This is a genomic window from Arthrobacter sp. FW306-1B-F12A (genome assembly GCF_058781865.1).
The window spans coordinates 1-21,986 of record NZ_JBYSXD010000040.1 but is presented as its reverse complement, the minus strand read 5'-3'; the positions used below and the strand labels follow the sequence as shown (position 1 = coordinate 21,986).

The 21,986-nt window shown below is 60.6% G+C and carries 19 protein-coding genes; 8 read left to right on the top strand and 11 right to left on the bottom strand.

Annotated elements, in window-relative coordinates:
- Position 1: 1 nt before the first annotated feature.
- From glf to AC3WJU_RS16960, 4 genes are read left to right on the top strand one after another with little or no spacing between them, the layout of a single operon-like run.
- On the top strand, positions 2 to 1,189 hold the full coding sequence (gene glf / locus AC3WJU_RS16975) for a UDP-galactopyranose mutase (RefSeq protein ID WP_492260413.1): 1,188 nt from the start codon (positions 2 to 4) through the stop codon (positions 1,187 to 1,189).
- A gap of 14 nt (positions 1,190 to 1,203) precedes the next feature.
- On the top strand, positions 1,204 to 3,168 hold the full coding sequence (locus AC3WJU_RS16970) for a glycosyltransferase (RefSeq protein ID WP_307053603.1): 1,965 nt from the start codon (positions 1,204 to 1,206) through the stop codon (positions 3,166 to 3,168).
- A complete protein-coding gene (locus AC3WJU_RS16965; RefSeq protein WP_059387556.1) occupies positions 3,169 to 4,038 on the top strand; it encodes an ABC transporter permease in 870 nt (289 codons plus the stop codon). It begins immediately after the preceding gene.
- Between the two features lies 1 nt (position 4,039).
- Complete coding sequence (locus AC3WJU_RS16960) at positions 4,040 to 4,801, top strand: ABC transporter ATP-binding protein (RefSeq protein ID WP_059387557.1); 762 nt, start codon at positions 4,040 to 4,042, stop codon at positions 4,799 to 4,801.
- A gap of 100 nt (positions 4,802 to 4,901) precedes the next feature.
- On the opposite strand, the gene AC3WJU_RS16955 is transcribed toward AC3WJU_RS16960, so the two are convergent.
- The 8 genes from AC3WJU_RS16955 to AC3WJU_RS16920 form a co-directional block, all read right to left on the bottom strand.
- On the bottom strand, positions 4,902 to 6,866 hold the full coding sequence (locus AC3WJU_RS16955) for a DUF6541 family protein (protein WP_492260412.1): 1,965 nt from the start codon (positions 6,864 to 6,866) through the stop codon (positions 4,902 to 4,904).
- 9 nt (positions 6,867 to 6,875) lie between these two features.
- Positions 6,876 to 7,739: a glucose-1-phosphate thymidylyltransferase RfbA gene (gene rfbA, locus AC3WJU_RS16950; RefSeq protein ID WP_059387568.1), complete on the bottom strand. Its 864-nt coding sequence runs from the start codon at positions 7,737 to 7,739 to the stop codon at positions 6,876 to 6,878.
- Positions 7,740 to 7,810: 71 nt separating this feature from the next.
- Positions 7,811 to 8,725 carry a glycosyltransferase gene (locus AC3WJU_RS16945; protein ID WP_492260411.1) on the bottom strand — a complete coding sequence of 305 codons (915 nt, stop codon included), beginning with the start codon at positions 8,723 to 8,725 and terminating at the stop codon, positions 7,811 to 7,813.
- 10 nt (positions 8,726 to 8,735) lie between these two features.
- Entirely contained in the window at positions 8,736 to 9,623 is an 888-nt protein-coding gene (locus AC3WJU_RS16940) for a glycosyltransferase (protein ID WP_284988466.1), read from the bottom strand.
- An 8-nt stretch (positions 9,624 to 9,631) separates the two neighbouring features.
- Positions 9,632 to 10,015 (bottom strand): DUF2304 domain-containing protein, encoded by a 384-nt coding sequence (locus AC3WJU_RS16935; protein ID WP_059387560.1) that lies wholly within the window; start codon positions 10,013 to 10,015, stop codon positions 9,632 to 9,634.
- On the bottom strand, positions 10,015 to 10,770 hold the full coding sequence (locus AC3WJU_RS16930; RefSeq protein ID WP_492260410.1) for a glycosyltransferase family 2 protein: 756 nt from the start codon (positions 10,768 to 10,770) through the stop codon (positions 10,015 to 10,017). Before AC3WJU_RS16930 ends, AC3WJU_RS16935 begins: the two co-directional genes overlap by 1 nt.
- Positions 10,771 to 10,784: 14 nt before the next feature.
- Positions 10,785 to 11,717 carry a glycosyltransferase gene (locus AC3WJU_RS16925; RefSeq protein ID WP_284988464.1) on the bottom strand — a complete coding sequence of 311 codons (933 nt, stop codon included), beginning with the start codon at positions 11,715 to 11,717 and terminating at the stop codon, positions 10,785 to 10,787.
- Positions 11,718 to 11,727: 10 nt separating this feature from the next.
- Positions 11,728 to 12,966 carry a polysaccharide biosynthesis protein gene (locus AC3WJU_RS16920; protein WP_492260409.1) on the bottom strand — a complete coding sequence of 413 codons (1,239 nt, stop codon included), beginning with the start codon at positions 12,964 to 12,966 and terminating at the stop codon, positions 11,728 to 11,730.
- Positions 12,967 to 13,062: 96 nt separating this feature from the next.
- Here AC3WJU_RS16920 and AC3WJU_RS16915 point away from each other — a divergent pair, with 96 nt between their 5' ends.
- The 3 genes from AC3WJU_RS16915 to AC3WJU_RS16905 are packed head-to-tail and all read left to right on the top strand — an operon-like array spanning position 13,063 to position 16,265.
- Positions 13,063 to 13,818, top strand: a complete 756-nt coding sequence (locus tag AC3WJU_RS16915) for a glycosyltransferase (protein WP_492260408.1) — start codon at positions 13,063 to 13,065, stop codon at positions 13,816 to 13,818.
- 34 nt (positions 13,819 to 13,852) lie between these two features.
- Complete coding sequence (rfbB, locus tag AC3WJU_RS16910; protein ID WP_492260407.1) at positions 13,853 to 14,851, top strand: dTDP-glucose 4,6-dehydratase; 999 nt, start codon at positions 13,853 to 13,855, stop codon at positions 14,849 to 14,851.
- Between the two features lie 4 nt (positions 14,852 to 14,855).
- Positions 14,856 to 16,265, top strand: coding sequence for a sugar nucleotide-binding protein (locus AC3WJU_RS16905; RefSeq protein WP_492260406.1), 1,410 nt, complete (start codon positions 14,856 to 14,858; stop codon positions 16,263 to 16,265).
- A gap of 83 nt (positions 16,266 to 16,348) precedes the next feature.
- Here the strand turns inward: AC3WJU_RS16905 and AC3WJU_RS16900 are convergent, their stop codons facing one another.
- The 3 genes from AC3WJU_RS16900 to AC3WJU_RS16890 form a co-directional block, all read right to left on the bottom strand.
- Positions 16,349 to 18,067, bottom strand: coding sequence for a DUF2142 domain-containing protein (locus AC3WJU_RS16900; protein WP_284988460.1), 1,719 nt, complete (start codon positions 18,065 to 18,067; stop codon positions 16,349 to 16,351).
- A complete protein-coding gene (locus tag AC3WJU_RS16895; protein ID WP_084784325.1) occupies positions 18,064 to 19,128 on the bottom strand; it encodes a substrate-binding domain-containing protein in 1,065 nt (354 codons plus the stop codon). The genes AC3WJU_RS16900 and AC3WJU_RS16895 overlap by 4 nt, the downstream gene beginning before the upstream one ends.
- Positions 19,129 to 19,268: 140 nt before the next feature.
- Positions 19,269 to 21,365, bottom strand: coding sequence for a lysozyme (locus tag AC3WJU_RS16890; RefSeq protein ID WP_492260405.1), 2,097 nt, complete (start codon positions 21,363 to 21,365; stop codon positions 19,269 to 19,271).
- A gap of 49 nt (positions 21,366 to 21,414) precedes the next feature.
- Between AC3WJU_RS16890 and AC3WJU_RS16885 the strand changes: the two genes are divergently transcribed.
- Positions 21,415 to 21,663 carry a hypothetical protein gene (locus AC3WJU_RS16885; protein ID WP_284988458.1) on the top strand — a complete coding sequence of 83 codons (249 nt, stop codon included), beginning with the start codon at positions 21,415 to 21,417 and terminating at the stop codon, positions 21,661 to 21,663.
- Positions 21,664 to 21,986: the final 323 nt, after the last annotated feature.

The following is a 21,986-nucleotide window of genomic DNA, read 5'->3' as shown; positions in this document are numbered from 1 at the left end:
TGTGACCGCTGACCTCGTCATTGTCGGGTCGGGCTTTTTTGGCCTGACAATCGCAGAACAGGCAGCCACCGAGCTGGGCTTGAAGGTTGTTGTCATCGACCGCCGGCACCACGTCGGAGGCAACGCATACAGCGAAATGGAAGAGCAAACGGGCATCGAGGTGCACCGGTATGGTGCGCATCTGTTCCACACCTCGAATGAACGGGTTTGGGAATACGTCAACCGGTTCACTACCTTCACCAATTACGTGCACAAGGTGTACGGCGTCCACAAGGGCGAGGTCTACTCCCTGCCCATCAACCTGGCAACGATCAACCAGTTCTTCAGGGCCAACCTGAAGCCCGGCGAGGCGCGGGCACTCATTCAGGAGCAGGCTGGCGAACTTGCCGGAACCGATCCGCAGAACCTCAACGACAAGGGCATCCAGCTGATCGGCCGTCCACTCTACGAGGCCTTCATCAAGCACTACACCGGCAAGCAGTGGCAGACGGACCCCAAGGACCTGCCGGCAGGGATCATTTCCCGGCTTCCCGTCCGCTACAACTACGACAACCGCTACTTCAACGACAAGTACGAGGGCCTGCCGAGCAACGGATACACCGCGTGGGTCGAGAAGATGGCCGATCATCCGAACATCGAAGTGCGGCTGAACACGGACTTCTTCGACAACTCCCATGAGTATTCGAAAGACAAGGTTGTCGGCAAGATTCCCGTCGTCTACACGGGACCGGTAGACCGCTACTTCGACTTCGTCGCCGGAGACCTGTCCTGGCGCACCATCGATTTCGAAGAGGAAGTCCTGGACATGGGCGACTTCCAGGGGACCTCCGTTGTGAACTACAACGACGACGACGTCCCGTTCACAAGGATCATCGAGCCGCGGCATTTCCACCCCGAGCGCGAATACCAGACGGAGAAGACCGTGATCATGCGTGAGTTCTCTCGATTCGCGGAAAAGGGCGACGAGCCGTACTACCCGGTCAACACGGCACTCGACAGGGAGAAGCTGCTCAAGTACCGGGATTTGGCGGCGGCGGAAGAGAATGTACTCTTCGGCGGGCGCCTTGGCACCTACAAGTACCTCGATATGCACATGGCCATCGGTTCGGCGCTGTCGATGTTTGAAAACAGGATTCGTCCGCACTTCGAAAGCGGCGCGGCAATTGAAAGCGGAGGAGTAGACGCGTGAGCAGCGAAATCAAGATGCAAGTATTGCAGCGGGTTATCCTGCCCGCTGATGACCAGCTGGACACCACAGCGTTGTACGTCGACGCCGGACCAGCGAACGGTATCCGCCTCCGCGAGAACGACGAATTCGCCAGGAACCCCAAGTCGACCGAGGAGAAACTTCACTTCGTCAGTTCGGGCGGCGAAGAGGTCCATTTTGAAGACGTCCTCTCCAGGAGTTCCGTAAGGCTCCGCGCGGGAGAGCAGCTTTCCTTCGGAACGTACTTCAACGCGTTTCCCGCGAGCTACTGGCGCCGCTGGACGGACCTTCAAATGGTCCGCCTCGTTGTCCGTACAACGGGCCACGGTACAGTCACGGTCTACAAGTCGAACGCGCGGGGCACTCTCCAGCGTGTTGATGGTGCGAGGGTCGAGGGCGCCGCTGTCACCGAATTCGAGCTCTCCCTCAAGCCCTTCGGCGACGGCGGGTGGTACTGGTTCGATCTGGCCTCCAGCCGCGAGGAGCTGACGCTCGATTCAGCGGAATGGCAAGGCGCGGAGCGCAAGGGCAACCCCGGCAAGGTGACCCTCGAGATCACCACCATGAACAAGCCGGACTTCTGCCTGAACAACGCCAGGATCCTCTCGGAGCATCCCGAGGTGCTGGAACACGTCCAGGAAATCCTCATCGTGGACCAAGGAACCCAAAAGGTTGCCGAGCAGCCAGGCTTTGCCGAAGTGAAGTCCGCCCTCGGTGACAAGCTGCGGATCATCAACCAAGCCAATCTCGGCGGCTCGGGTGGCTTCTCCCGCGGCATGTATGAGGCCGTGGAGAACGGCAGCGACTACGCGCTCCTGTTGGACGACGACGTCGTGATCGAACCGGAGAGTATCGCGCGCCTGCTGACCTTCTCGGACCATTGCCGGAAGCCGACTATCGTCGGCGGCCACATGTTCGACCTCTACAGCCGCAGCGTTCTCCACACCTTTGGTGAAGTGGTGGACCCCTATCGATTCGTGCCGGCCATGCCCCATGCGGACATGGAGATGAGGCACGACTTCAGCGTTGCGAACCTTCGGCAGACGCCGTGGCTGCACCGGCGCGTCGACGTCGACTACAACGGCTGGTGGCTGTGCATGATCCCGACGGAAATCATCCGCGAGATCGGGCTGTCGCTTCCTGTCTTTATCAAGTGGGACGACGCCGAATACGGACTTCGCGCCCGTGAAGCCGGTTTTGCCACGGTTTCCTTGCCCGGCGCGGCCGTCTGGCATGTCTCCTGGATCGACAAGGACGACCTGGTCGGATGGCAGGCCTATTTCCATGGCCGGAACCGCCTGATCACCACGCTCATCTACAGCCCCTATAAGAAGGGTGGCCGCGTTATCCGGGAGTCGTTCCAAGCCGATGTAAAGCACTTGGTTTCGATGCAGTACTTCACCGAACATTCACGCCTCGATGCCCTGAAGGATCTCTTCCTCGGGCCCGCGCATCTGCATGGCAATCTCGCCACGAAGCTCGGCGAGATCAATGCGTTGAAGTCCGACTATCCCGACGCGGAGATGCGCGAGAACGTCGATGATTTTCCAGCCCCGGCATTGGGCCGCGGACCCTCCGGTCTCAATCCCATTGGACTTCCCAACAAGAAGGACCTCGTTAAATGGGGTGTCACCACGGTTGCCCGCCAGTTGGTGAAGAAGCCGGCCGCGGAATCGGCAGAGCGGCCGCAGGGCTTCCTGGCACACCGGGACAACAGATGGTTCCGCTTGGCGCACTATGACAGCGTTGTGGTTTCGAACGCCGATGGCACCGCGGCTTCCTGGTACAAACGCGATCCTGACAAGCTCAAGTCCATGCTGGCGGAAGCAGGAAAGCTCCACGCCAATCTCTACCGCCAGTGGGAGGAGCTCTCGGAGCAGTACCGCAAGGCCCTCCCGGAGATCACCTCCATGGAAGCTTGGAAGAAGACGTTTGGCTTGGCCGACGAGGAAGGCCACTAGATGGCACAGCCCGTGACCGACTTGGTCCAACCGGGCCGCGGCCGCGGCATCGTCGACGTCTACAAACACAAGTTCCTGCTGCAATTACTGGTGCGCAAGGAGATCAAGATCCGCTATCGCGGCTCCGTCTTGGGACTCCTGTGGTCCTACGTGAAGCCGCTGATGCAGTTCTTGATCTACTTCGTCGCTCTCGGCGTCTTCCTCGACATGCAGCGCGGAACCCCCAACTACGCGATCTATCTGTTTGCGGGAATTGTGCTGGTCAATTTCTTCACGGAGTCGCTGGGCAACGCGACCCGTTCGATTGTGGACAACCGAGACCTTATCCGTAAGATTTACCTGCCCCGGGAGCTGTTCCCCGTCTCGACCGTGTGGGTTTCCGCAGCCCATTTGCTTCCCCAGGTAGTGGTCTTGCTCGGAGCCTGCCTCTTGACCGGTTGGAGTCCCTCGGTCTGGCAATTGCTGGCAGTCGTCGGGGCGTTTGTGCTGACAGCGATTCTTTCCACCGGCCTTGGCCTCCTTTTCGGTGCCGCCAACGTCTACTTCCGCGACTCCGAGAACATCGTGGATATGATCCTCATGATCGTCACGTGGGCCTCACCGGTCCTTTACGTGTGGCCGATGGTGCAGCGCGTCATGGGTCCCTGGTTCTTTTTGTACCAGCTGAATCCGGTCACAGTCGCCGTCGAAATCTTCCACTGGGCATTTTGGTCCCCGACGCTGAGCGCTGCGCAATCCGGGTCGATTTCCATGCCGCCGGACCTGCTCACCGTCTGGTTCCCCTCTGCCTTTGGCGTCGCTGCACTCGTCCTCGTGATCGGCCAGCTCGTCTTCATGAAGTTGTCTGTCCACTTTGCCCAGGAGCTCTGAAATGACTGTACCCGCGGAAGTTTCCGACAGGGTGGCGATCACCTGCCGGAATTTGCGGAAGAAGTTCGTGCTCCGGCACACCCGCAGCATGAAAGAAGCAATTGTCTGGTTGCTGACGGGGCGTAAAGGGGACCTTTCGAAGAAGTTCGATGCGCTGAAGGACGTTTCGCTGGATGTCGAACAAGGCGAAACCGTGGCGTTGCTCGGGCTTAATGGCTCAGGCAAGTCAACTCTCTTGAAGCTCATTTCGGGCGTGCTCCAGCCGGACGAGGGTACCGTGCATACAAGGGGAAGAGTCGCTGGACTGATCGAAGTCGGAGCCGGTTTCCACCACGACCTCAGCGGGCGCGACAACGTGTACCTCAACGGGGCCATCCTTGGGATGAGCCAAAACCAGATCGATGAAATGTTCGACTCGATTGTGGAGTTCTCCGAAATCGGAGAGTTCATCGACACCGAGGTCAAGTTCTATTCATCGGGCATGTACCTGAAGTTGGCTTTCTCGATCGCGGTTCACACGGACCCGGAGGTCTTCCTCATCGACGAGATCCTTGCCGTGGGCGACGAACCGTTCCAACGCAAATGCATCACCAAGATCAACGAATTGGCAGCGGCCGGCAAGACGCTGTTCGTAGTGAGCCACGACTTGGATCTGGTCGCCTCGGTGTGCAAGCGTGGTGTGCTCCTGGAGCACGGCGAGATCATCATGGACGGCGAAGTGCATGACGTCGTCCGGGAACTCCGGCGCCGCTCGGCGGACTAGCCCAGGTGCGCGGGACTAGCGAAGGGGCCGGCCAACCCGCCAAGGCCGGCCTGGATACCGCTTCCGACACCTGAGGACACCAACTGGACAGTGCGCCTTCTCAGCTGGCTCCGCATGCGGTTATCTTGTAGAGCTTCGCATTTCCCTGGCTGTCTACGAGCTGAACTCCGGGGTTTTGGTCCAAGCGGGCCAGACCAGCCGGAGTGTGGTTGCCTCCATGGACTTCCAGCAATCCGAAGTCAAGGACGTAATAGGAATGCTCGCTCCGAACAGCCCTGCACACCGCGGGGTCCTTTGAGACTGCATCCAAGTGGTCGTAGATCTCTTGGAGATCAGGCGAAACATAGCTAAGGATATGGAGCTGAGCAGACTTGCGATCACCGAGGGCATACGAAAGAGACGCTCCGGTGTAGGGATTCCCGATCAAGATCGCGTCTTGCGGGACGTCATTGTGCAGTCTTTGGAAGATTGCCAGCTCGTCGCTCGAAACCAAAGGGGAGTCCGCCGACAAGGCGTACTTTGACGCCGCTTGCTCCACTTCCTTGTTCACTCCGCCCACTTGCCCGACGACGACGGCAACGGCGACGAGAACGGCAGCCAAGGCGTATTGAAGTGCATTCCGGAGACCGGACCGGCGGATCCCTGGGCCGCTTCGACGGAAAACCCGCTTGAACAGTTGCGAAAGGTATGGGTTGTGGCAGATCCACTCGACGCCCACGGCAGCAAGCAAGACAGCGACAAGGGGCAACAGTGCTGCAATACGGTAGCTGTCGTTGTACCAGACGCCCGTCAAAATACTACGGACCCTGGAAATGGGGAAGCCGGACACAACCACAAACAGCACCGTGAAAATCAGGAAGACTCCTGCGAGCCATTTGTACCGGATCCGCCCCAGCGCCGCCCAAAGGCCCAGGAGCGCCACCGGTGCCACCAGCCAGGCGGCAGGCAAATCCAACGGAGAGAAAACAAGGGCTTCGCCGAGAGCTTGCGGGACCGTATGGTACGGGCCCCAGAATGAAGCGTCCGACGGTGGCCTGAGGACGATCCAGAGGATGAGGAATACAACGCAATAGCCGATCAAGGGGACCATGAACCTGGCCCTCCCAAGACGCAGCAAACCCCGTCTCCGGAGCTTGAAGGCCTTCCACGCAAGGACACCGACCATCGGGGCCGTCCATGTGAGCCAGGCCATGAAGGTGGTCGGATGCGCCACAAGGAGCCCCGCAAGGCTCAACAAGAGCGCGAGGACCGCCGACAGGTCCCGGGGCACCCAGGCCGGGGAAACCCTGGAAATTGCCGCAGCCAGGGCTATGGAACCCGGCAGGATGCTGATCGACAGCAGATTGGGGTACAGGACACCGAAGTCCATCATCAGGAGCGGGAATGCGCCAAGCGAGGCGGACGCTATGCCGGCCGCCAGTGCAACCGCGGAGGAACGGCCGATGGTCCACCTGGCCGCCAAGACGCAGCCTAGAGGCCAAAACGCTGCCGCGAGGACTATGCTCGTGAGGTTCACGGCGACCGGAACGTCCAGCGCGAAGGTCGAGGCGACCAAGGTCGCCACCGCGTTCCAGCCTGCGGGATAGAAACCACCGCCGGTCATGTCGCCTATCGTCAGGGACGAGGCATTCCCGGTATCAAGGGCGTACTTGACGGAGTTGAGGTGAAACACCGCATCGTAGGTCTGCGAAAAATGCTCGGGGCCGCCGATAGCCTGCATAACCCTGGCGCCGACCACCGCGAGTGCGAGCGCACAGGCCACAAATGGTGCTGACCGCCGCCAAAGCCCCGGCCTCGGCATTTCCCCGGCGCGAGGACGGAACCGGGAAACGAACCACGCGATGACGCCGAGCGCGACCGCCACGATAGCGACCGGAAGCACGGTGAACCGGACATGCAAAAAGGGGCTCAGCGTCGAAGCCAGGACAATCACGCCTACCGAGAGGGCAGGGGACAGCCCTAGCGCATCAAATCCTCGATAGCGCAATCCGAGTGCCACAAGCAGTCCGGGAGCAACCAGCAATAAGGCAGCACCGACTAACTGCGGAAGGACAGACCACCACACGGGCGGGGACTAGTCTTCCAGCAGGCCGTGGAGGTACGCTCCGTAACCGCTCTTGACCAACGGCTCGGCACGTGCCCGCAACTCGTCGTCGGAAAGAAAACCCTGGCGCCAGGCGATTTCCTCGGGAGCTCCGATCTTGAGGCCTTGGCGGTTCTCTACCGTGCGAATGAAATTCGACGCGTCGTTGAGGTCGTTGAAGGTACCGGTGTCGAGCCAGGCCGTGCCCCGCGGAAGGATCTCGACATGAAGCTTTTCGTTCTGAAGATATGTCCTGTTGATGTCCGTGATTTCGAGCTCGCCACGGGGTGAAGGCTTGAGGTTCTTGGCGATCTCCACAACATCGTTGTCATAGAAATACAGGCCCGGAACGGCGTAGTGCGATTTGGGGTGCTCCGGCTTTTCCTCCAAGGAAATGGCTTTGCCATCTTCATTGAATTCGACCACGCCGTAGGCCTTGGGATCCTTCACCCAATAACCAAAGACCGCACCGCCGTCGATGTTTGCATGCTTCCGAAGCTGCGTTCCCATGCCCTGTCCGTAGAAGATATTGTCTCCCAGGACGAGGGCAACGGTTTCATTTCCGATATGTTCCTCGCCCAGGATAAATGCTTGGGCGAGACCGTCGGGCGACGGTTGCTGGACGTAGGAAATGTTCACGCCGAATTGGGAACCGTCGCCAAGGAGCCGTTGAAACTGCTCTGCGTCGTGGGGAGTGGTGATGACGAGAATGTCTCGAATGCCCGCCAGAATGAGCGTGGAGAGGGGGTAGTAGATCATCGGCTTGTCATAAACCGGGACCAGCTGCTTGCTGATGCCGTGAGTAATCGGATGGAGACGAGAGCCGGTGCCACCGGCAAGAATGATTCCACGCATGGTCCCCATCATCCCTTACCTTCGAGTCCGCGGCAAAACCAGCGACTGGCCAATGGCCACCGACTCAACTCCTAGCCGAGGTGCGCTCTTCCGCTCCGGCCGCGGAGGCCGTCGATGGTTCCCCTCAATGCTGACCGGAGCCGGGCAGCGCGGCCGGGCGCCAACACTGACACGAAAACGAGGTGCCTCATGTCGAGAAACAAGCCAGAGGCAACCCATCCTGGATGTGCCTTCGCGTATCGCCGGCCAACCAGAATCCTGTTTCGGAAGATGTAGTAATAACGCCAGGAAGCAGCAATGCGGACTTTCAACGGACGATCTTGAAGTTTGATGTCCCTGCCCAGAATATTCGCATCTACCAAGGTTCCTAGCGAATGGTCGAATTCTGCGTCCGCAAGTACAGTCGGAAGCCCGGCATCGAGGGCGCGGAAGTAGTATTCCGTGTCCACGAGGTCGATGAAAAGGCCATCCCAGAAGTTGCCGATAGCGTCCAGGGTGGAAACCGGAATCAGCAGTCCGGATTGAATCGGTTCCCGTCCCAGCTGGATCCCGGATTTCGAACCGGCCTTCTTCACGGGATTGCCATGGATGCGGGCCGGGGAAACAAGGCCCGGGGTTATGCCTGCGGCCTCGGCCGACTGGGCGGCCTCCACTAGCCGGTGGACATATTCGGCGGTCAGGAGCGAATCCTGGTCGACGGTGATGATGTAGTCGATCGGCGCTTTGCGCGCCAAGTCGATCCCCGCGTTCAACGCGGATGCGATTCCGGAGTTTTCTTCGAGCCGCAGCACCATAGCGCCGGCGTCCGCTGTTTCCTCGAAGATCCGATCGAAACCGGGCCCGCCGCCGTCGTCGACTACTACAACGGTGGTGAGTTGGCCCAGCAAGGACGAGACGTTACGGACCAGGTGCGACGTCGGACGATAGGCGGTGACCACCGCGGCTACGCTGTTTAGCCGCTTCGACGGATCAATTTCGGGTGGCAAGTCGAACTTCCTAGTTTCCAAGGGCATGCCTCAGGAGGGAACCGACAGCCGCGGGGCTGCCGTGCAAGGCGGCATTGGGCAGGAGCAAGAAGGCATGGGCCCGGGACGTCAGGCGCAATGCAGCCGCCCGTGATGCCTTTCTCCACCCCTTCTTCCTGCAGAGCTCTGCAGCAAGTTCGAAGTAGCCGCGTTCGCCGGCAAAACGGGAGCCGTCCAGCAATTTGCTTGAGGACGCGCTGGCGGTGTGCCTGCGGTATGCGAAACATACCTCCGGCTCGATGAGCAACTCAGCTCCAGCCAAGACCATGTCGATGATCAAGCCAAGGTCCTGGATGACGTGGAGACCATCCCTGAAATCGAAGTTCCCGATTTTGTCCCGGCGGAAAATCAGGGAGGGCCAGTAGAGCCAGTCACCATGGAGAAGGCTGACTGCCAGTTTCTCGCCGCTGACCACCCTGGGCCGGGACCCGTGTGGCTTGACGAGGTGCTGCTTCACAAGGTCGGCAATCGGCCGGGCGTTCTCCCCGGCCTCGTTGATCACTTCCACGCCTGGCTGGATGATCCAGGCTTCCGGGAAATCCCGGTGCGCGCGAAGTGCGACATCAACGAAGTTAGGGAGCAGGATGTCGTCGCAACCCATGACCACAAGCGTGTCCTGCGTTGCCCGGGAGACACACGTGCGGAAGTTTGCCGTAATTCCTTCGTTGGTTTCCTTGCGGACATAGGTGATGCGTGGATCGTTGATTTCTTCCAAGTATCGGCGGACCTCATCGCCCGGATAGGCGTCATCCACAACGGTCAGGAGCCAATCGTCCGAATTCTGTGCCAGTACGCTGTCGACTGCCTGCCGCATGTAGTCAGGATCCCCCCAGTAGGGGATGAAGATATCAAGGGCCATTCGGTTCCTTACTTTGGTCCGGAAGGAGCGGAGGTGTCGTCCTCCTGGGTCTCGGCGGCCTGGAGGCGCTCAAGGAGGGTGCGCATGATCGCAACTTCCTCAGCCAGCGTCCTGGTCTCATCTTCGACGACCGAGATCTCCCAGGAAAGGTGCAAACAGACGCCCAGCAGCAGCAGGATGCTGATGATGAACAGCAAGTTCGACGGAAGCTGCACACCAACGAGTTCGGCAACGATTGTCAGCAAGCTCGGGAACGCGGCAAGGACCAAAGTTCCAATGCCCACTACGAGCCATAGTGCCGCATATTTCTCGCGGAGCTTCTTGCGCCGGAGCATTTCGAAAACGATCCCCACGATCGCCAACGAGAGGAGGAAGGCCGCCAGATTTCCCATTAGGATGCCTCCTGGGCCCATATTGTTGATGCGGATGGAATAGCGGATCTCTTACGTGTAAGCGCGAAAAGGAGTGCGAAAGTGGAACGGCCGAGATAAACCGCTGCCTTGGCAGGATTGTGGCTTGGAGTTCCGCCCTGACGCGGGCGCATGGCCACGGGGATCTGGGTCACTTTGCACCCGGAACGTATTGCCACGACCAGGGAGTCAATCGTGTCGCCGAGGTACTCCGCGGGATAGTGGTCAAGATACTGGCTGATGGCGCGGTCGTTGGCGGCACGAAATCCTGACGTCACATCCGTGAGGCGCGTCTTTGCAAGGCCGGAGATGACTTTTGCGAGGAACTGCATTGCCCATTTCCGGGGGCCGCTCACCTTGTATTCACCTTTGTCCGCGAATCGGGCGCCGATTGAGATGTCGGCGTGCTCCAGTCCGGCGAGCACCTCGCCGATGTTCCGGGGATCATGCTGCCCGTCGGCGTCGACCTGGATCACGCGGCTGTAGCCGAGGCGCTTCGCGTATTTGAAGCCGGCGCGCATGGCACCACCGACGCCGAGGTTGAAGGGAAGGTTCAAGACTGTCGCTCCGGCTTCTGCGGCAACTTCCGCGGTGGCGTCGGAGGAGCCATCATTGACGACCAGTACGTCGTAAGGGCATCCGACGCCGAGGACTTCGCGCACGGTGTCGCCCACCGACTCGGCTTCATTCCACGCCGGCATGATGACCAAGACCCGCGTTGAGTCATGATTTTCCATCGTTCTCCTATATGTCATCGTGGCTGGATGCGGTTGAGGAGGTCCTGGCTGATGCGACCCTGCCGTCCGCGGCATGAATCGATGAGCCCCTCCCAAGCGGCGATCGCCAAGTACCGTCGATCCGGGCTGAATGCGAAGCGGAGAAGCTGTGCTTTCGCGTCTTCCAGCATGCGCCGAATCACCCAGGCCGGGTTGCGGCGCCAGTACCTGCGGGCGAGTGTGGTGCCGTTTCGCATGATGTAGTACATCCGGAAAGGCGAGTAGTAGTTGAAGGACAAATCGTTGCCACGGAGCCGTAAGGGCCGCCCAAGCACCTTCGCCGGGAGGCGCGCCCCGAGCCTGTGCCCGACTTCGCAACCTGCCCCGATGAGGATGCTGTAGCCGGCTGCCCGGACTCGCGCGGTGAACTCGGAATCCACGCAGTCGATGAAAAAGCCCGACTCGAAGTTGCCGACGTCGGCCAAGGTAGTCATCGGGATGAAGAAACCGGACTGCATGGGATCGAAGGCTTCCGGAAATCCGTGGGATGCTCCGAGGACCGGCACCTGGTGCCCGCTGAACGTCTCAGCGCTCACGAAGCCCACTTTTTGTCCTTCGGCCGTGGCCCTGTCATAGGTGGCGAGGGCGCTTGAGACGTAATCCGGGACCGGCAGCGAGTCTTGGTCGAAAGTCAGCACGAAATCCGGGCGGCTGGTCGATTCCAGCTCTTCGAGTCCGCGGTTCAGTGCGGCTGCGATTCCGGAGTTGTTGTCCAGGCGCAGTACCTTGGTTCCGTTACCGGCAAGGTGGTCAAAGATCTGCTCCGACGCCGGAGACGTACTGCAGTCATCGACGACTATGAGTTCGTCTACTTGCGTCGCGATGGATTCAGCGTTGGTGAGCAGTTCGTCGTCTGGGTTGAAAGCGGCGATCACCGCTGCGGTTCGTCTTTGTGGACTTTCAATCACGGAGATGATCCTACCCGTCCACACTTACGGGGAGCGCCTTGGCGGGCAGCAGCCTTGACGCGGGGAGGAGGAGGCCGAAGAAGAGCAACGCTTCGCTGATGGCCATTCCCAGTGCCACACCCGGAACATTTGACGCCAAGCCGGCCACTACCATGAACGCGACTCCCGCAGCTGCCGACAGCCCGGTCCACAAGAGGACAGTACTCTGGCGCCCGGCGGGAATGAGGAGGTTCCTGATGAGGGGCGTTGAAGCCGAGAGGAAGAAGAAGGAAATCCCATAGAAGACGGACGTCGCGGTATCGGCCTTATTCGCGTCGCTGAACAGGATGGCAGAAGCCCATGGACCCAGCAGGCCCAGGCCGAGCGCTCCGGCGGCTCCGAGCGCGAGGTGCGTCATCAGCGCAACTGTGTGGCGCCGTCGGGAGTCCTCGGGGTTTCCCTCAAGCGTCCAGCTTTGAAAAGTGTTCCCGACGGCCACCACGCTGAAAAGGCCAAAGCGGTAGATGCTGTCCGCGGAGGCGAATCCGGCAGTGGCCGTTGCCAACGGCACCGTCGCCGTGGCTATCGGGACGGGGGATGAGGCGTAAGCGCTTCCGGCAAAATTGATTGCCGCGGTCCCACTTTCGGGAACGATCTCGCGGATGGCATTCCCCGGGCGCCGGGGGAACCACGTCCCGCTTTCCCCGAATCGAAGCTGGAATGCTATCGACGCCACAATGGTGGCAAGGAGTGCAAGGACGCCATAGATCCAAATCTGGCCGGTCGCAAGAATGAATGGCACGCTGAGCAGTGCTGCGCAGAACCGGGGAAGGGTGTCATAGACGGCCAGAATCCGCGGTTGTCCTGTGCCGATACCGAACCAGGCCGGGGAGAAGCCGGTGAGGGCAGTGGCCCACGCCATGGTAATCGCGTCAAGGCGGTAACCGTCGTGCGCTACGAGGGCAACGATGATGCTCATGAGCGGAAAAACGACGAGCGCAATGATGATGCGCGTTCGGATGCTTCTTGAATAAAGTGATGCGCGAGCCTGCGGTGAGGGGCTCCGGGCAATGGCCACGGGACCGGAAATGTTCCAGCTCCACAGAATGATCGTGGCGGCAAATACTCCGATGGCCTGGCCGGACGTGATGCTTGACCAGCCGGCCGGCCCTGCGACACGGGCAATGACGGGCAGCAGGAGGAAAGGCAGTACCAGTGCGAGAAGCGGAAGCAGCGTGAATCCAGCGAGTCGAAGCAACACGGGTTTCATTACTGGTAGGTCCTATTGCTCGACGGCGTGACCTTACGATGATACGCGATGATGCCTGCCCGCTAACGCCCTGGTAACTCGCCTAGAGTGGAGGTCATGAACGATTCGACGACGCCGGACGGCCAGGCGATCCGGGTGAGTGTCTGCCTTGCGGCCTACAAGGGATCCCGATTCATCGAGGAGCAGATCGCCTCGATTCTTCGGGATCTTGGTCCCGACGATGAACTGGTGGTCGTGGACGATGCGTCGCCCGATGACACCGCCGAGATCGTCAAGGGCATTCGGGACCCGCGGATCCGTTTTGTCGGGGCATCTGTGAACAAGGGCTATGTCAGGACGTTTGAACAGGCCGTGGAAATGAGCCGTGGCGAATTCATCATGCTTTCCGACCAGGATGACGTATGGATTCCCGGGCGAGTGGAAACCATGCTCGATGCGCTGGCCGACCACAAGGTTGTCGCAGGAAACTTCGACGTCCTCGGCGGTGGACCGAGACCTTGGATTCCAAGGCTTCGTTCTTCCGACTCGGCGAGGCACCTGGCCAATCTGTTCGCGATCCTGATCGGGTACCGGGCCTACTACGGATGCGCCATGGGCATCCGCCGGGATGCGCTCAATTACTTCGTGCCGATCCCGTCTTATGTGAACGAATCGCATGACCTCTGGCTCGCCATTTGCGGAAACGTTGCAAGGTCCATCCGCCACCTAGACGAATCGACCGTGCTCCGACGTCTGCACGACGACAACCAGACACCCGCCGGGTGGCGTTCGCTCGTCAAAATCATCAAAGCGCGGATGATGATCGCCCGCCTGATGTTCGAAGCGCTACGCCGGGTACGCCTGGGTTCTTGACGGCCTTCACCTTGGGGTTCGGTAGGCTGTTCCCATGCAGAAACTTCTGGTTACCGGCGGTGCCGGCTTCATCGGTTCGAATTTTGTCCACTACGTCCTGGAGCGCACTGAGGACAGTGTCACCGTTCTCGACAAACTAACCTACGCCGGCAACGTGGACTCCTTGAAGGGGCTTCCGGAGGAACGGTTCCAGTTCGTCCAGGGTGACATTTCGGACGCGGAACTTGTGGATCGGCTCGTTGAAGACTGCGACGTGGTGGTCCACTATGCCGCCGAATCACACAATGACAACTCGCTGCATGACCCGCGCCCGTTCCTGGATACAAACATCATCGGGACGTTCACGCTCATCGAGGCTGCCCGGAAGCACGGCAAGCGGTTCCACCACATCTCCACCGATGAGGTGTACGGCGACTTGGAGTTGGACGACCCCGAGCGGTTCACCGAAGCGACGCCGTACAACCCGTCCAGCCCCTACTCTTCGACCAAAGCCGGATCCGACCTTCTGGTGCGCGCATGGGTGCGATCGTTCGGACTGCAGGCGACCATCAGCAACTGCTCAAACAACTACGGGCCGTACCAGCATGTGGAGAAGTTCATTCCACGCCAGATCACCAACGTGATCGACGGCATACGCCCCAAGCTCTACGGCAAGGGTGAAAACGTCCGCGACTGGATCCACGCGAACGACCACTCCTCCGCCGTGCTTGCCATCATCGAAAAAGGCCGGATCGGTGAAACCTACCTGATCGGTGCCGATGGCGAGAAGAACAACAAAGACGTTGTTGAGCTCATCCTCAAGCACATGGGTCAGTCGCCCGATGCTTACGACCACGTCGTTGACCGGCCTGGCCACGACCTGCGGTATGCGATCGATTCGAGCAAGCTCCGCGATGAGCTCGGCTGGCAGCCGCAATACTCCAACTTCGACGCAGGAATCGAAGCCACCATCGATTGGTACCGGGACAATGAGTCCTGGTGGCGTCCGCAGAAGGCAGCCACTGAAGCCAAATACAAGGAACAGGGCCAGTAGACCAATGACGATCGAGTTTTCGAAGCCGCTTGCGGCCCGCGAAACGCCGATTCCCGGCGTCGTTCTCTATGAGCTGCCGGTTCACGGCGACAACCGCGGCTGGTTCAAGGAGAACTGGCAGCGGGAGAAAATGGTCGCGCTTGGGCTGCCGGACTTCCGTCCTGTCCAGAACAACATCTCGTTCAACGAGAAGGCCGGCACAACGCGCGGCATTCACGCCGAGCCCTGGGATAAGTTCATTTCGGTAGCGACGGGCCGGATATTCGGTGCGTGGGTCGACCTGCGTGAAGGTCCTTCTTTCGGCTCGGTCTTCACCGCGGAGCTTGATCCGAGCCAGGCCATCTTCATTCCGCGTGGGGTGGGCAACGCATTCCAGACCCTCGAGGACAATACGGCCTACACGTACCTCGTCAACGATCACTGGTCTGCGGACGCACAGAGCCAGTACACATTCCTCAACCTCGCCGACGAGACCGCTGCCATCGACTGGCCCGTGCCGTTGGACCAGGCTGAGCTGTCCGACAAGGACAAAGCGCATCCGCGCCTCGCCGAGGTCGAGCCGATGCCGTCCCGGAAGATCCTTGTGGTGGGTGCAGACGGCCAGCTTGGCAAGGCATTGCGTGGACTGTACGACGGCGACCCTTCGGTTGAGTTCGCGGCACGAGCCGACTTCGACCTATCAAAGGAAGAGTCGTTCGATGGACGGAACTGGAAGAACTACTCCGCGATCATCAATGCGGCCGCCTACACCGCGGTTGACGCCGCCGAGAGTCCCGAAGGCAGGGAAGCCGCCTGGCAAGTCAACGTCTCGGCCGTCGCGCGCCTCGCCAGGACCGCGATCGAATACGATCTCACGCTCGTTCATGTCTCCTCGGACTATGTCTTCGACGGGTCGCGGGAATCGCACGACGAAAACGAGCCGTACACCCCGCTTGGCGTGTACGGTCAAACCAAAGCCGCCGGGGACGCCGTCGTCAGCGTGGTTCCGCGCCACTATATCGTGCGCACCAGTTGGGTGATCGGCGAAGGCAGCAACTTCGTCCGGACCATGGCCTCGCTCGCCGATCGCGGGATCAAGCCGAGTGTCGTCAACGACCAGATCGGGCGGCTCAGCTTCACGGAAGACATCGCTGCTGGAATCAGGCACCTGTTGGAGTCCCGCGCGCCGTACGGCGCGTACAACCTCAGCAACGACGGTGAGCCGCAGTCGTGGGCGGACATCGCAGGAGACGTCTACGAGCTCCGCGGTGCCTCGGGAGACGACGTCACCGGCGTGAGCACCGAAGAATATTTTGCGGGCAAATCCGCAGCCCCGCGGCCGCTGAAGAGCATCCTCGACTTGAGCAAGATCAAGGGCGCAGGGTTTGTTCCGGCGAGCAGTGCCGCGAGACTGACGGCCTACCTTCGGGGCTAACACTCCGGAGAACGACTGCGTCAATGCAAAAGGTCTGGCCAGGCAGTGCCTGGCCAGACCTTTTGCGTTGGGTTTTGCGATCTTTACTCGACGCGCTGGCGTTCCGCGGGTTCCTTGCTTGCTTGGTTCCCGACGGCGGCAGTCGCCGGACGGCGCGCCGCCCAACGCAGCGCCCGGATCACCGGGACCGGGAAGAACGGCAGGCCGGGGTAGAGGAAACGGTACAGCTGGGCTGCCGCAACGACCAATGCAACGGCGAAGAGCAGGGTGAGGACTTCCCAGGAAAGGGGCGGCTGCCAATCCGGCTTGGTGAACATCACCAGCCAGTTCGCGAAGTCCGGTATTCCCACTACGTACCGTCGCAGGATGTACACGAAGCCGTAGATATGGGCAGCGCAGGTTGCCCAGAGAAGAATCTTGGCGACCCTGCGGCTGATGAGATTTGCGTGGAACTTGCGGAACCGAAGCGCCAACCCGGCCGAGATGACCGCGATCGCGAACAACGGGAGGCTGTACCTTCCTTGCCAGATGAATCCGCTGCTCGTGACAAGCGCGGCCTGGACCAGGGCGGGAACTACCGCAAGCATTCCGATCGCGGCCCAGAAGCCCAGCTGCAATCTAGCCGGACGCATCAGGAAGACCAGCAGCAACAGGGCAATGAGCAGCATGTTCCAGAACATCAGGACGGCTTGCGGCACCGGAGCATCAAGCCAGCCTGCGACTCCGATGTACTGATTGACGAAGTCGAACGACCTGTCCAGCATGGTGGCGAAGGCGTTGGAGGGCCGAAGGCCTTCAACCGCATTGGAGATTCCGGCGGGCGCCTCGCCTGCCGACGGAGGCGCGGTCAACATGATGAAGTTCCAGATGACACCCAGTGCCACTCCGATGGCGGACAATCCGGCAACTATGAGCAATAGCCGATTGCGGAAGATTGCAACGATGTCGGCGCCCCGGAAGAAGAGGCAGGCCACAATCGCCCCGCAAAGGAGCCACAACAAGGACACGTTCCTGGTGTTGGCCAAGGTCGCTGCCGATACTCCGACTGCCAGGATTCCCGGGCGGGCCAGGTGAAGCTGCCTTGAGTTCTCAAGCACGGAGACCAAACCGCAGAAGGCTGCCATCGACGCCGCGACCTCCAGGGAGTTCGGATTGATTCCCGTGGCCAGGAAGAAAACCATGGGCGTTGTCGCAACCGCGGCCGCAACCATGGGCCACTTGGGATGCCGCAGCCTCGACAGCGCGGTGAACCCGGCCGCATAGAAGGCGGCTGACATGAGTCCACTGACAATCCGCATGGCAAAGATCGCGGGGGCTCCGGACATGAACAGGCTAGGGAGCCCGACGAACCAGTAGTAGAAGGGGTTGTACAAGCCGGCCGAGGTCACGCCGATGGTGGTGTAGGTGTCGCCAACGGGAATGGCAGGCGCACAGCCCGCGGGCATCTCCTTGAGGAAGGCAAAACACCGCTGGGAATCGACGTTGGCGATGTAGGAGGGGACCTGTACGTGGATCCCGTTGCCATAGGACTCGCCGGGACCCGGGAAGAACTGCCCCCTCGCCACGGCTGCTGCCTTGATGGTGTGGGCGGGTTCGTCGGGATACGCCATCAGCGGCGTGGCCAGGATCCAGAGCGTGATCAGGGCTGAGAGCAAGGCAAAAACGCGGATGAAGAAACCGAATCCGGCCTTGGTGGCGGGGGACACGTTGCGAGTCCGGGACCGCAATCCGCCTGCCCGGGGGAGCGACTCCTGCCGAACGTCGGGACGAGCGGGGCCTTGGGCAGCTGGTTGGTCGATCATTGGTCGCTCCCGATCTTCTCAATCAGGCGTGACGCATCCCGCAAGGACTCTTCACTCGGGGAGGCCACCCCTGCGAAATAGGTCGAAGCGACCTGACCGTCGGGGCCGACCACGAAGTCTGCCCAGGATTTCACGAGGGACGCAACCTCCCCGTTCTTATAGCTGGTACAAAATGCCTGGTAGTTCACGTTCCCCAATGCGTAGCCGTGGTCGGTCTTGTCCGGAAGGCGAAACTCGACTCCCGTGGCCACCGTTCTGGTGGTGCCGTCCTGGACGGCCGCAGCCACCGAGTCCTTGGACATTCTGACGAAGCTGCCGCCAAACGAGAGCAACGCCGTGTCAAACCGGGACCCGATGGACGCCGAGTCCATGAAGGCTATTGCGCCGGCGGTGCCGTCGACTTTCTTGGCGATGTCGCTGAAGTTCTTGACCTCTTGGCCGCCGGGTATCTTGGCCCACTTGTTGCTTACCCCGGACGACCAACTGGGGGAGGCCGCCAGATAGCCCGTGCTGGCCGAGGTCAGCGCTGAAGCTGTGCTCGCGGTCACCGGGACGATCGGCGCGTCCGGGAGCGTGGTTCCCGGATTGATCGCTGCGATTGCCTTGTCATCCCAGCGATTGATATCTCCGGTGAAGATCCTGGCGAGCAGGTCAGGCGTGAGCTTGAGGCTCCGGATGCTTGGCATATTAAAGACGACGCCGATAGAGGTCACCGAGGTCGGAACGCTGAACGCCCCGTTCGGACCGCATTCCGCTTTGGTTGCGTCTTGTTGCTGAGCGGTCAAGGGGGCGTCGAGGGCTGCATAATAGGCCTGGCCCGTGGCCAAGGCTGTCAGCCCAACGTCAGAGCCGTCCGGAGAATAGCTCAATGACGTGGCCGTGAAGGTCTTTTTCCAAGCGCTGGACCATGCTCCGATCGGATCGCTCTGAATGGGACTTCCAATCGCAGTGAGCGCGCCGCGGATGTTTTGCTGTTTGGCTGGGGGACTGGCACAGGCGGCCAAGCTGATACCGACAAGCAGGAGGCATCCTGCCGCTCGGTGAATCGACCGATGATGCACCGGGGGTCCTTTCGATTACGGGTATAGCTGAGACTTGCGTCTTGATAACCCTAACCGTTCAACCTGAGCGTCGTAGCCCGTTTCGGCTCGATGCCCTCTGGTTGAGGCGCGGTGCACAGGTCCCGCTCCGTGCAGGAGACTTAGTAATTCAGGGATTGACAGCCTGCAAGCGCGTTGCCTGAGCTGTACTGCGCTATCCCGATCCCATAAGTACAAACCGTGTATCTGCCCCGTTGAGTGACGGGGACCAGCGTCGAGTAGCCGTGATTTCCGGTAATGCCGAAAGCGTTGTTCACATCAGCCCTCGAAACGTTCGCCGCGAAGGCATACCCCTGACGGCTCCCGTCCGGATACGTAATGTAGACATGCACTGGATTGGACGAGCCCGGAACCGCCGGGTCGTATGTCCACCCCGTCGCCCTGATATTGGCTTGTCCTGACACCGATGCAACTCCGACGGAGTCGAGGTAGCCGGCCGGGACTGGCGTATTGCTTACCTGAATGGACATGCATCCAAGCGCCGTGTTCCCCGAAGCGAGCGGGGCAACCGGGATGGCATAGGCACAGGCGGTGTAGGTGCCGGTGCCCTTGGTTGGCAATGAGGCGCTGAAGCCGTGATTACCGGTAATGCCGAAGGCGTTGTTCAGATCGGGACGGGATTGATTTGCCGTGAATGCCGTGCCGACGTTGCTTCCATCCGGTGCCTGGACATAGACATGGACAGGAATGCTGGCCGCGGTGTTGGTGGGGTCGAATGCCCAGCCCGTCGCAACGAGGTTGGCCGCGCCAGGCGCCTGCGAGATTCGAATGGAGTCGTAATATCCCTTCGGCGGCGGGTTGGATCCGACAGTGATGTCTTTGCAGCCAAGCGCGGTGTTGTAGTACTGCCCGATGGCATAGGTACACACGTGATATGTACCGGCTTTGCTCAGGCTGATCGACTTGTCGAAGCCATGGTTCGAACCGTAGCCGGTAGCGCTTCCCACATCCGGCCTGGAAGTGTTGGCCGTGATGCGGTAGCCCGTGGTCTGTCCGCTGGGGTCGGTGACGTAAGCGTCGGCGAACGAGGCCGTTTGCGGGTTGGCACGGTCAATGGCCCAGCCCGTCAGGCGAAGGGAAACGTCGTCGGGAGCACGAACCTGTCCGAGCGTGTCGAACGATCCGATGGGAGGTTCAACACCGTTTGCCTGAAAACTCTTGCAGCCAAGGTCTACAGTGCCGTTGACGCTGACGGCGGTGGCGCAAACCTTGTACGTGCCGGATGCGGTGATCTGGATGTTGTTGTCAAAGCCGTGTGCAGGGCCGTAACCGAAGGCTTGATCAACGTCCGGGCGATATGCGTTCGCCAGGAACGAGTACCCGGTGGTCACGTTGCCCGGATCGGTGACTGAAATATTGACGGGAGTCGATACCCAAGGTCTGGAAAGGTCTACAGACCAGCCCGTGACCCTCAGGTATGCCGAGGTGGTGTCCCGGACGAGCGACAGTGAATCGAACGAACCCCTGGCTGGATTGCCGGCAAACCTTTGGAGGGAAGCGTAGTCCCCGTTCCAGACGTCCGAGTCGCCGCTGAAGGGACCCGTACTGCTGTACTGCCACATGCTGTAGTTGGCCCAACTGGAAGGAAGAATTCCAGCGTCGTTCGACGGCCCGCCTGGATACGAGGCGACCCAGAGGGGGTAGTCCCCGAATCCGGCAGGATCTCCGGTGCACTGTTTCCACCAACTCGTGTTGGTGTAGATCATCGGGAGCCGTCCCGTCAGGGAACGCATGGTGTTGCCGAAATTCTGTACCCACGACGTGAGCTGGGCGGGCGACATGTCGTAGCAGGTGTTGCCCATATAGACGCCGTTGATGGTCTGCCCTGCATACGGATTGAACTCAATGTCCAGGACGGGCGGCAACGTTGCGCCGTCCGAGCTCCATCCGCCACCGTTTTGCACGAAGTAGTTGGCTTGATCGGCGCCTGAGGACCAGTTGGGAATCGCGAAGTGGTAGGCGCCGCGGATCATTCCGACTGCCCGCGAGCCTTGGTACTGCGAACTGTACGAGGGGCTGGTGTAGTAGTTTCCCTCACTGGCCTTGACGTAGGCGAATCGCGCCCCCATATTCCACTGCTGCTGCCAATCGACGCCGGCCTGGTAGTAGCTGACATCGAGACCCTGGATGCCGAAGGTGGGTGTCCAGCTGCCCTGGGCGGTTACCGCGCCCTGGACTCGTGGGGAGCGTTGGCCCATCTGCGCGCCCCCTGGTCCGGCAGCTGCGCGCATTGCGGCTTGGCGATCTGTGCTGCTTTGGGTCGTCGCGGTTGGTGACGGCGTTGCTGTCTGGCTTTTTGCTGCCGGCTGCGTCGGTGAAGGCGTTGAGCTTGCGCTCGGCAACTGGGTCGCCGTCGTTTGCGGGGAGTTAGCGGGAGACGACGTCGGGGAGCTCGCCGGGGAGGGCGTCGGTGAAGGAGCCGGTGCTGCAACGGCCGTCGTTGCAGAGAGAAGCAAGACCGCCGCGCCGCACATCGCTGTTAGCGCAAGGTCTTGAACGCGGCGCACCCGGGAAGTGGAGACAGGGGCTTTAAATTGAATGGTCTTCATCTCTTGGCTCCACACGAGATTGCCGGCTCCCGATGGGGCGGCACTTGATTCATTCCGCCGTTTCAAACCCGCGACGGTAAATGGCTGTTGGCACTTCTAATTCGAAGGCAACCATAACACTGATGTGCAAGGTGGTGCTAATGTGGCCAATGGGATTTGAGTGAGTGGTTCAATGCAGTTCGGATACTGTCTGCACGGCCGCCAACAGCCAAACACCGCCGCTCCGGCCTGCGCAGTGCAGGCCGGAGCGGCGGTGGTTTGTTTACTTGG

Excerpts from the sequence above, each read along its gene's own strand:
- AC3WJU_RS16970 (WP_307053603.1), top strand. The coding sequence starts at position 1,204 with ATGCAAGTATTGCAGCGGGTTATCCTGCCCGCTGATGACCAGCTGGAC.
- AC3WJU_RS16965 (WP_059387556.1), top strand. The coding sequence starts at position 3,169 with ATGGCACAGCCCGTGACCGACTTGGTCCAACCGGGCCGCGGCCGCGGC.
- AC3WJU_RS16960 (WP_059387557.1), top strand. The coding sequence starts at position 4,040 with ATGACTGTACCCGCGGAAGTTTCCGACAGGGTGGCGATCACCTGCCGG.
- rfbA (WP_059387568.1), bottom strand. The coding sequence starts at position 7,739 with ATGCGTGGAATCATTCTTGCCGGTGGCACCGGCTCTCGTCTCCATCCG.
- AC3WJU_RS16940 (WP_284988466.1), bottom strand. The coding sequence starts at position 9,623 with ATGGCCCTTGATATCTTCATCCCCTACTGGGGGGATCCTGACTACATG.
- AC3WJU_RS16935 (WP_059387560.1), bottom strand. The coding sequence starts at position 10,015 with ATGGGAAATCTGGCGGCCTTCCTCCTCTCGTTGGCGATCGTGGGGATC.
- AC3WJU_RS16930 (WP_492260410.1), bottom strand. The coding sequence starts at position 10,770 with ATGGAAAATCATGACTCAACGCGGGTCTTGGTCATCATGCCGGCGTGG.
- AC3WJU_RS16920 (WP_492260409.1), bottom strand. The coding sequence starts at position 12,966 with ATGAAACCCGTGTTGCTTCGACTCGCTGGATTCACGCTGCTTCCGCTT.
- AC3WJU_RS16915 (WP_492260408.1), top strand. The coding sequence starts at position 13,063 with ATGAACGATTCGACGACGCCGGACGGCCAGGCGATCCGGGTGAGTGTC.
- rfbB (WP_492260407.1), top strand. The coding sequence starts at position 13,853 with ATGCAGAAACTTCTGGTTACCGGCGGTGCCGGCTTCATCGGTTCGAAT.
- AC3WJU_RS16905 (WP_492260406.1), top strand. The coding sequence starts at position 14,856 with ATGACGATCGAGTTTTCGAAGCCGCTTGCGGCCCGCGAAACGCCGATT.
- AC3WJU_RS16900 (WP_284988460.1), bottom strand. The coding sequence starts at position 18,067 with ATGATCGACCAACCAGCTGCCCAAGGCCCCGCTCGTCCCGACGTTCGG.
- AC3WJU_RS16890 (WP_492260405.1), bottom strand. The coding sequence starts at position 21,365 with ATGGGCCAACGCTCCCCACGAGTCCAGGGCGCGGTAACCGCCCAGGGC.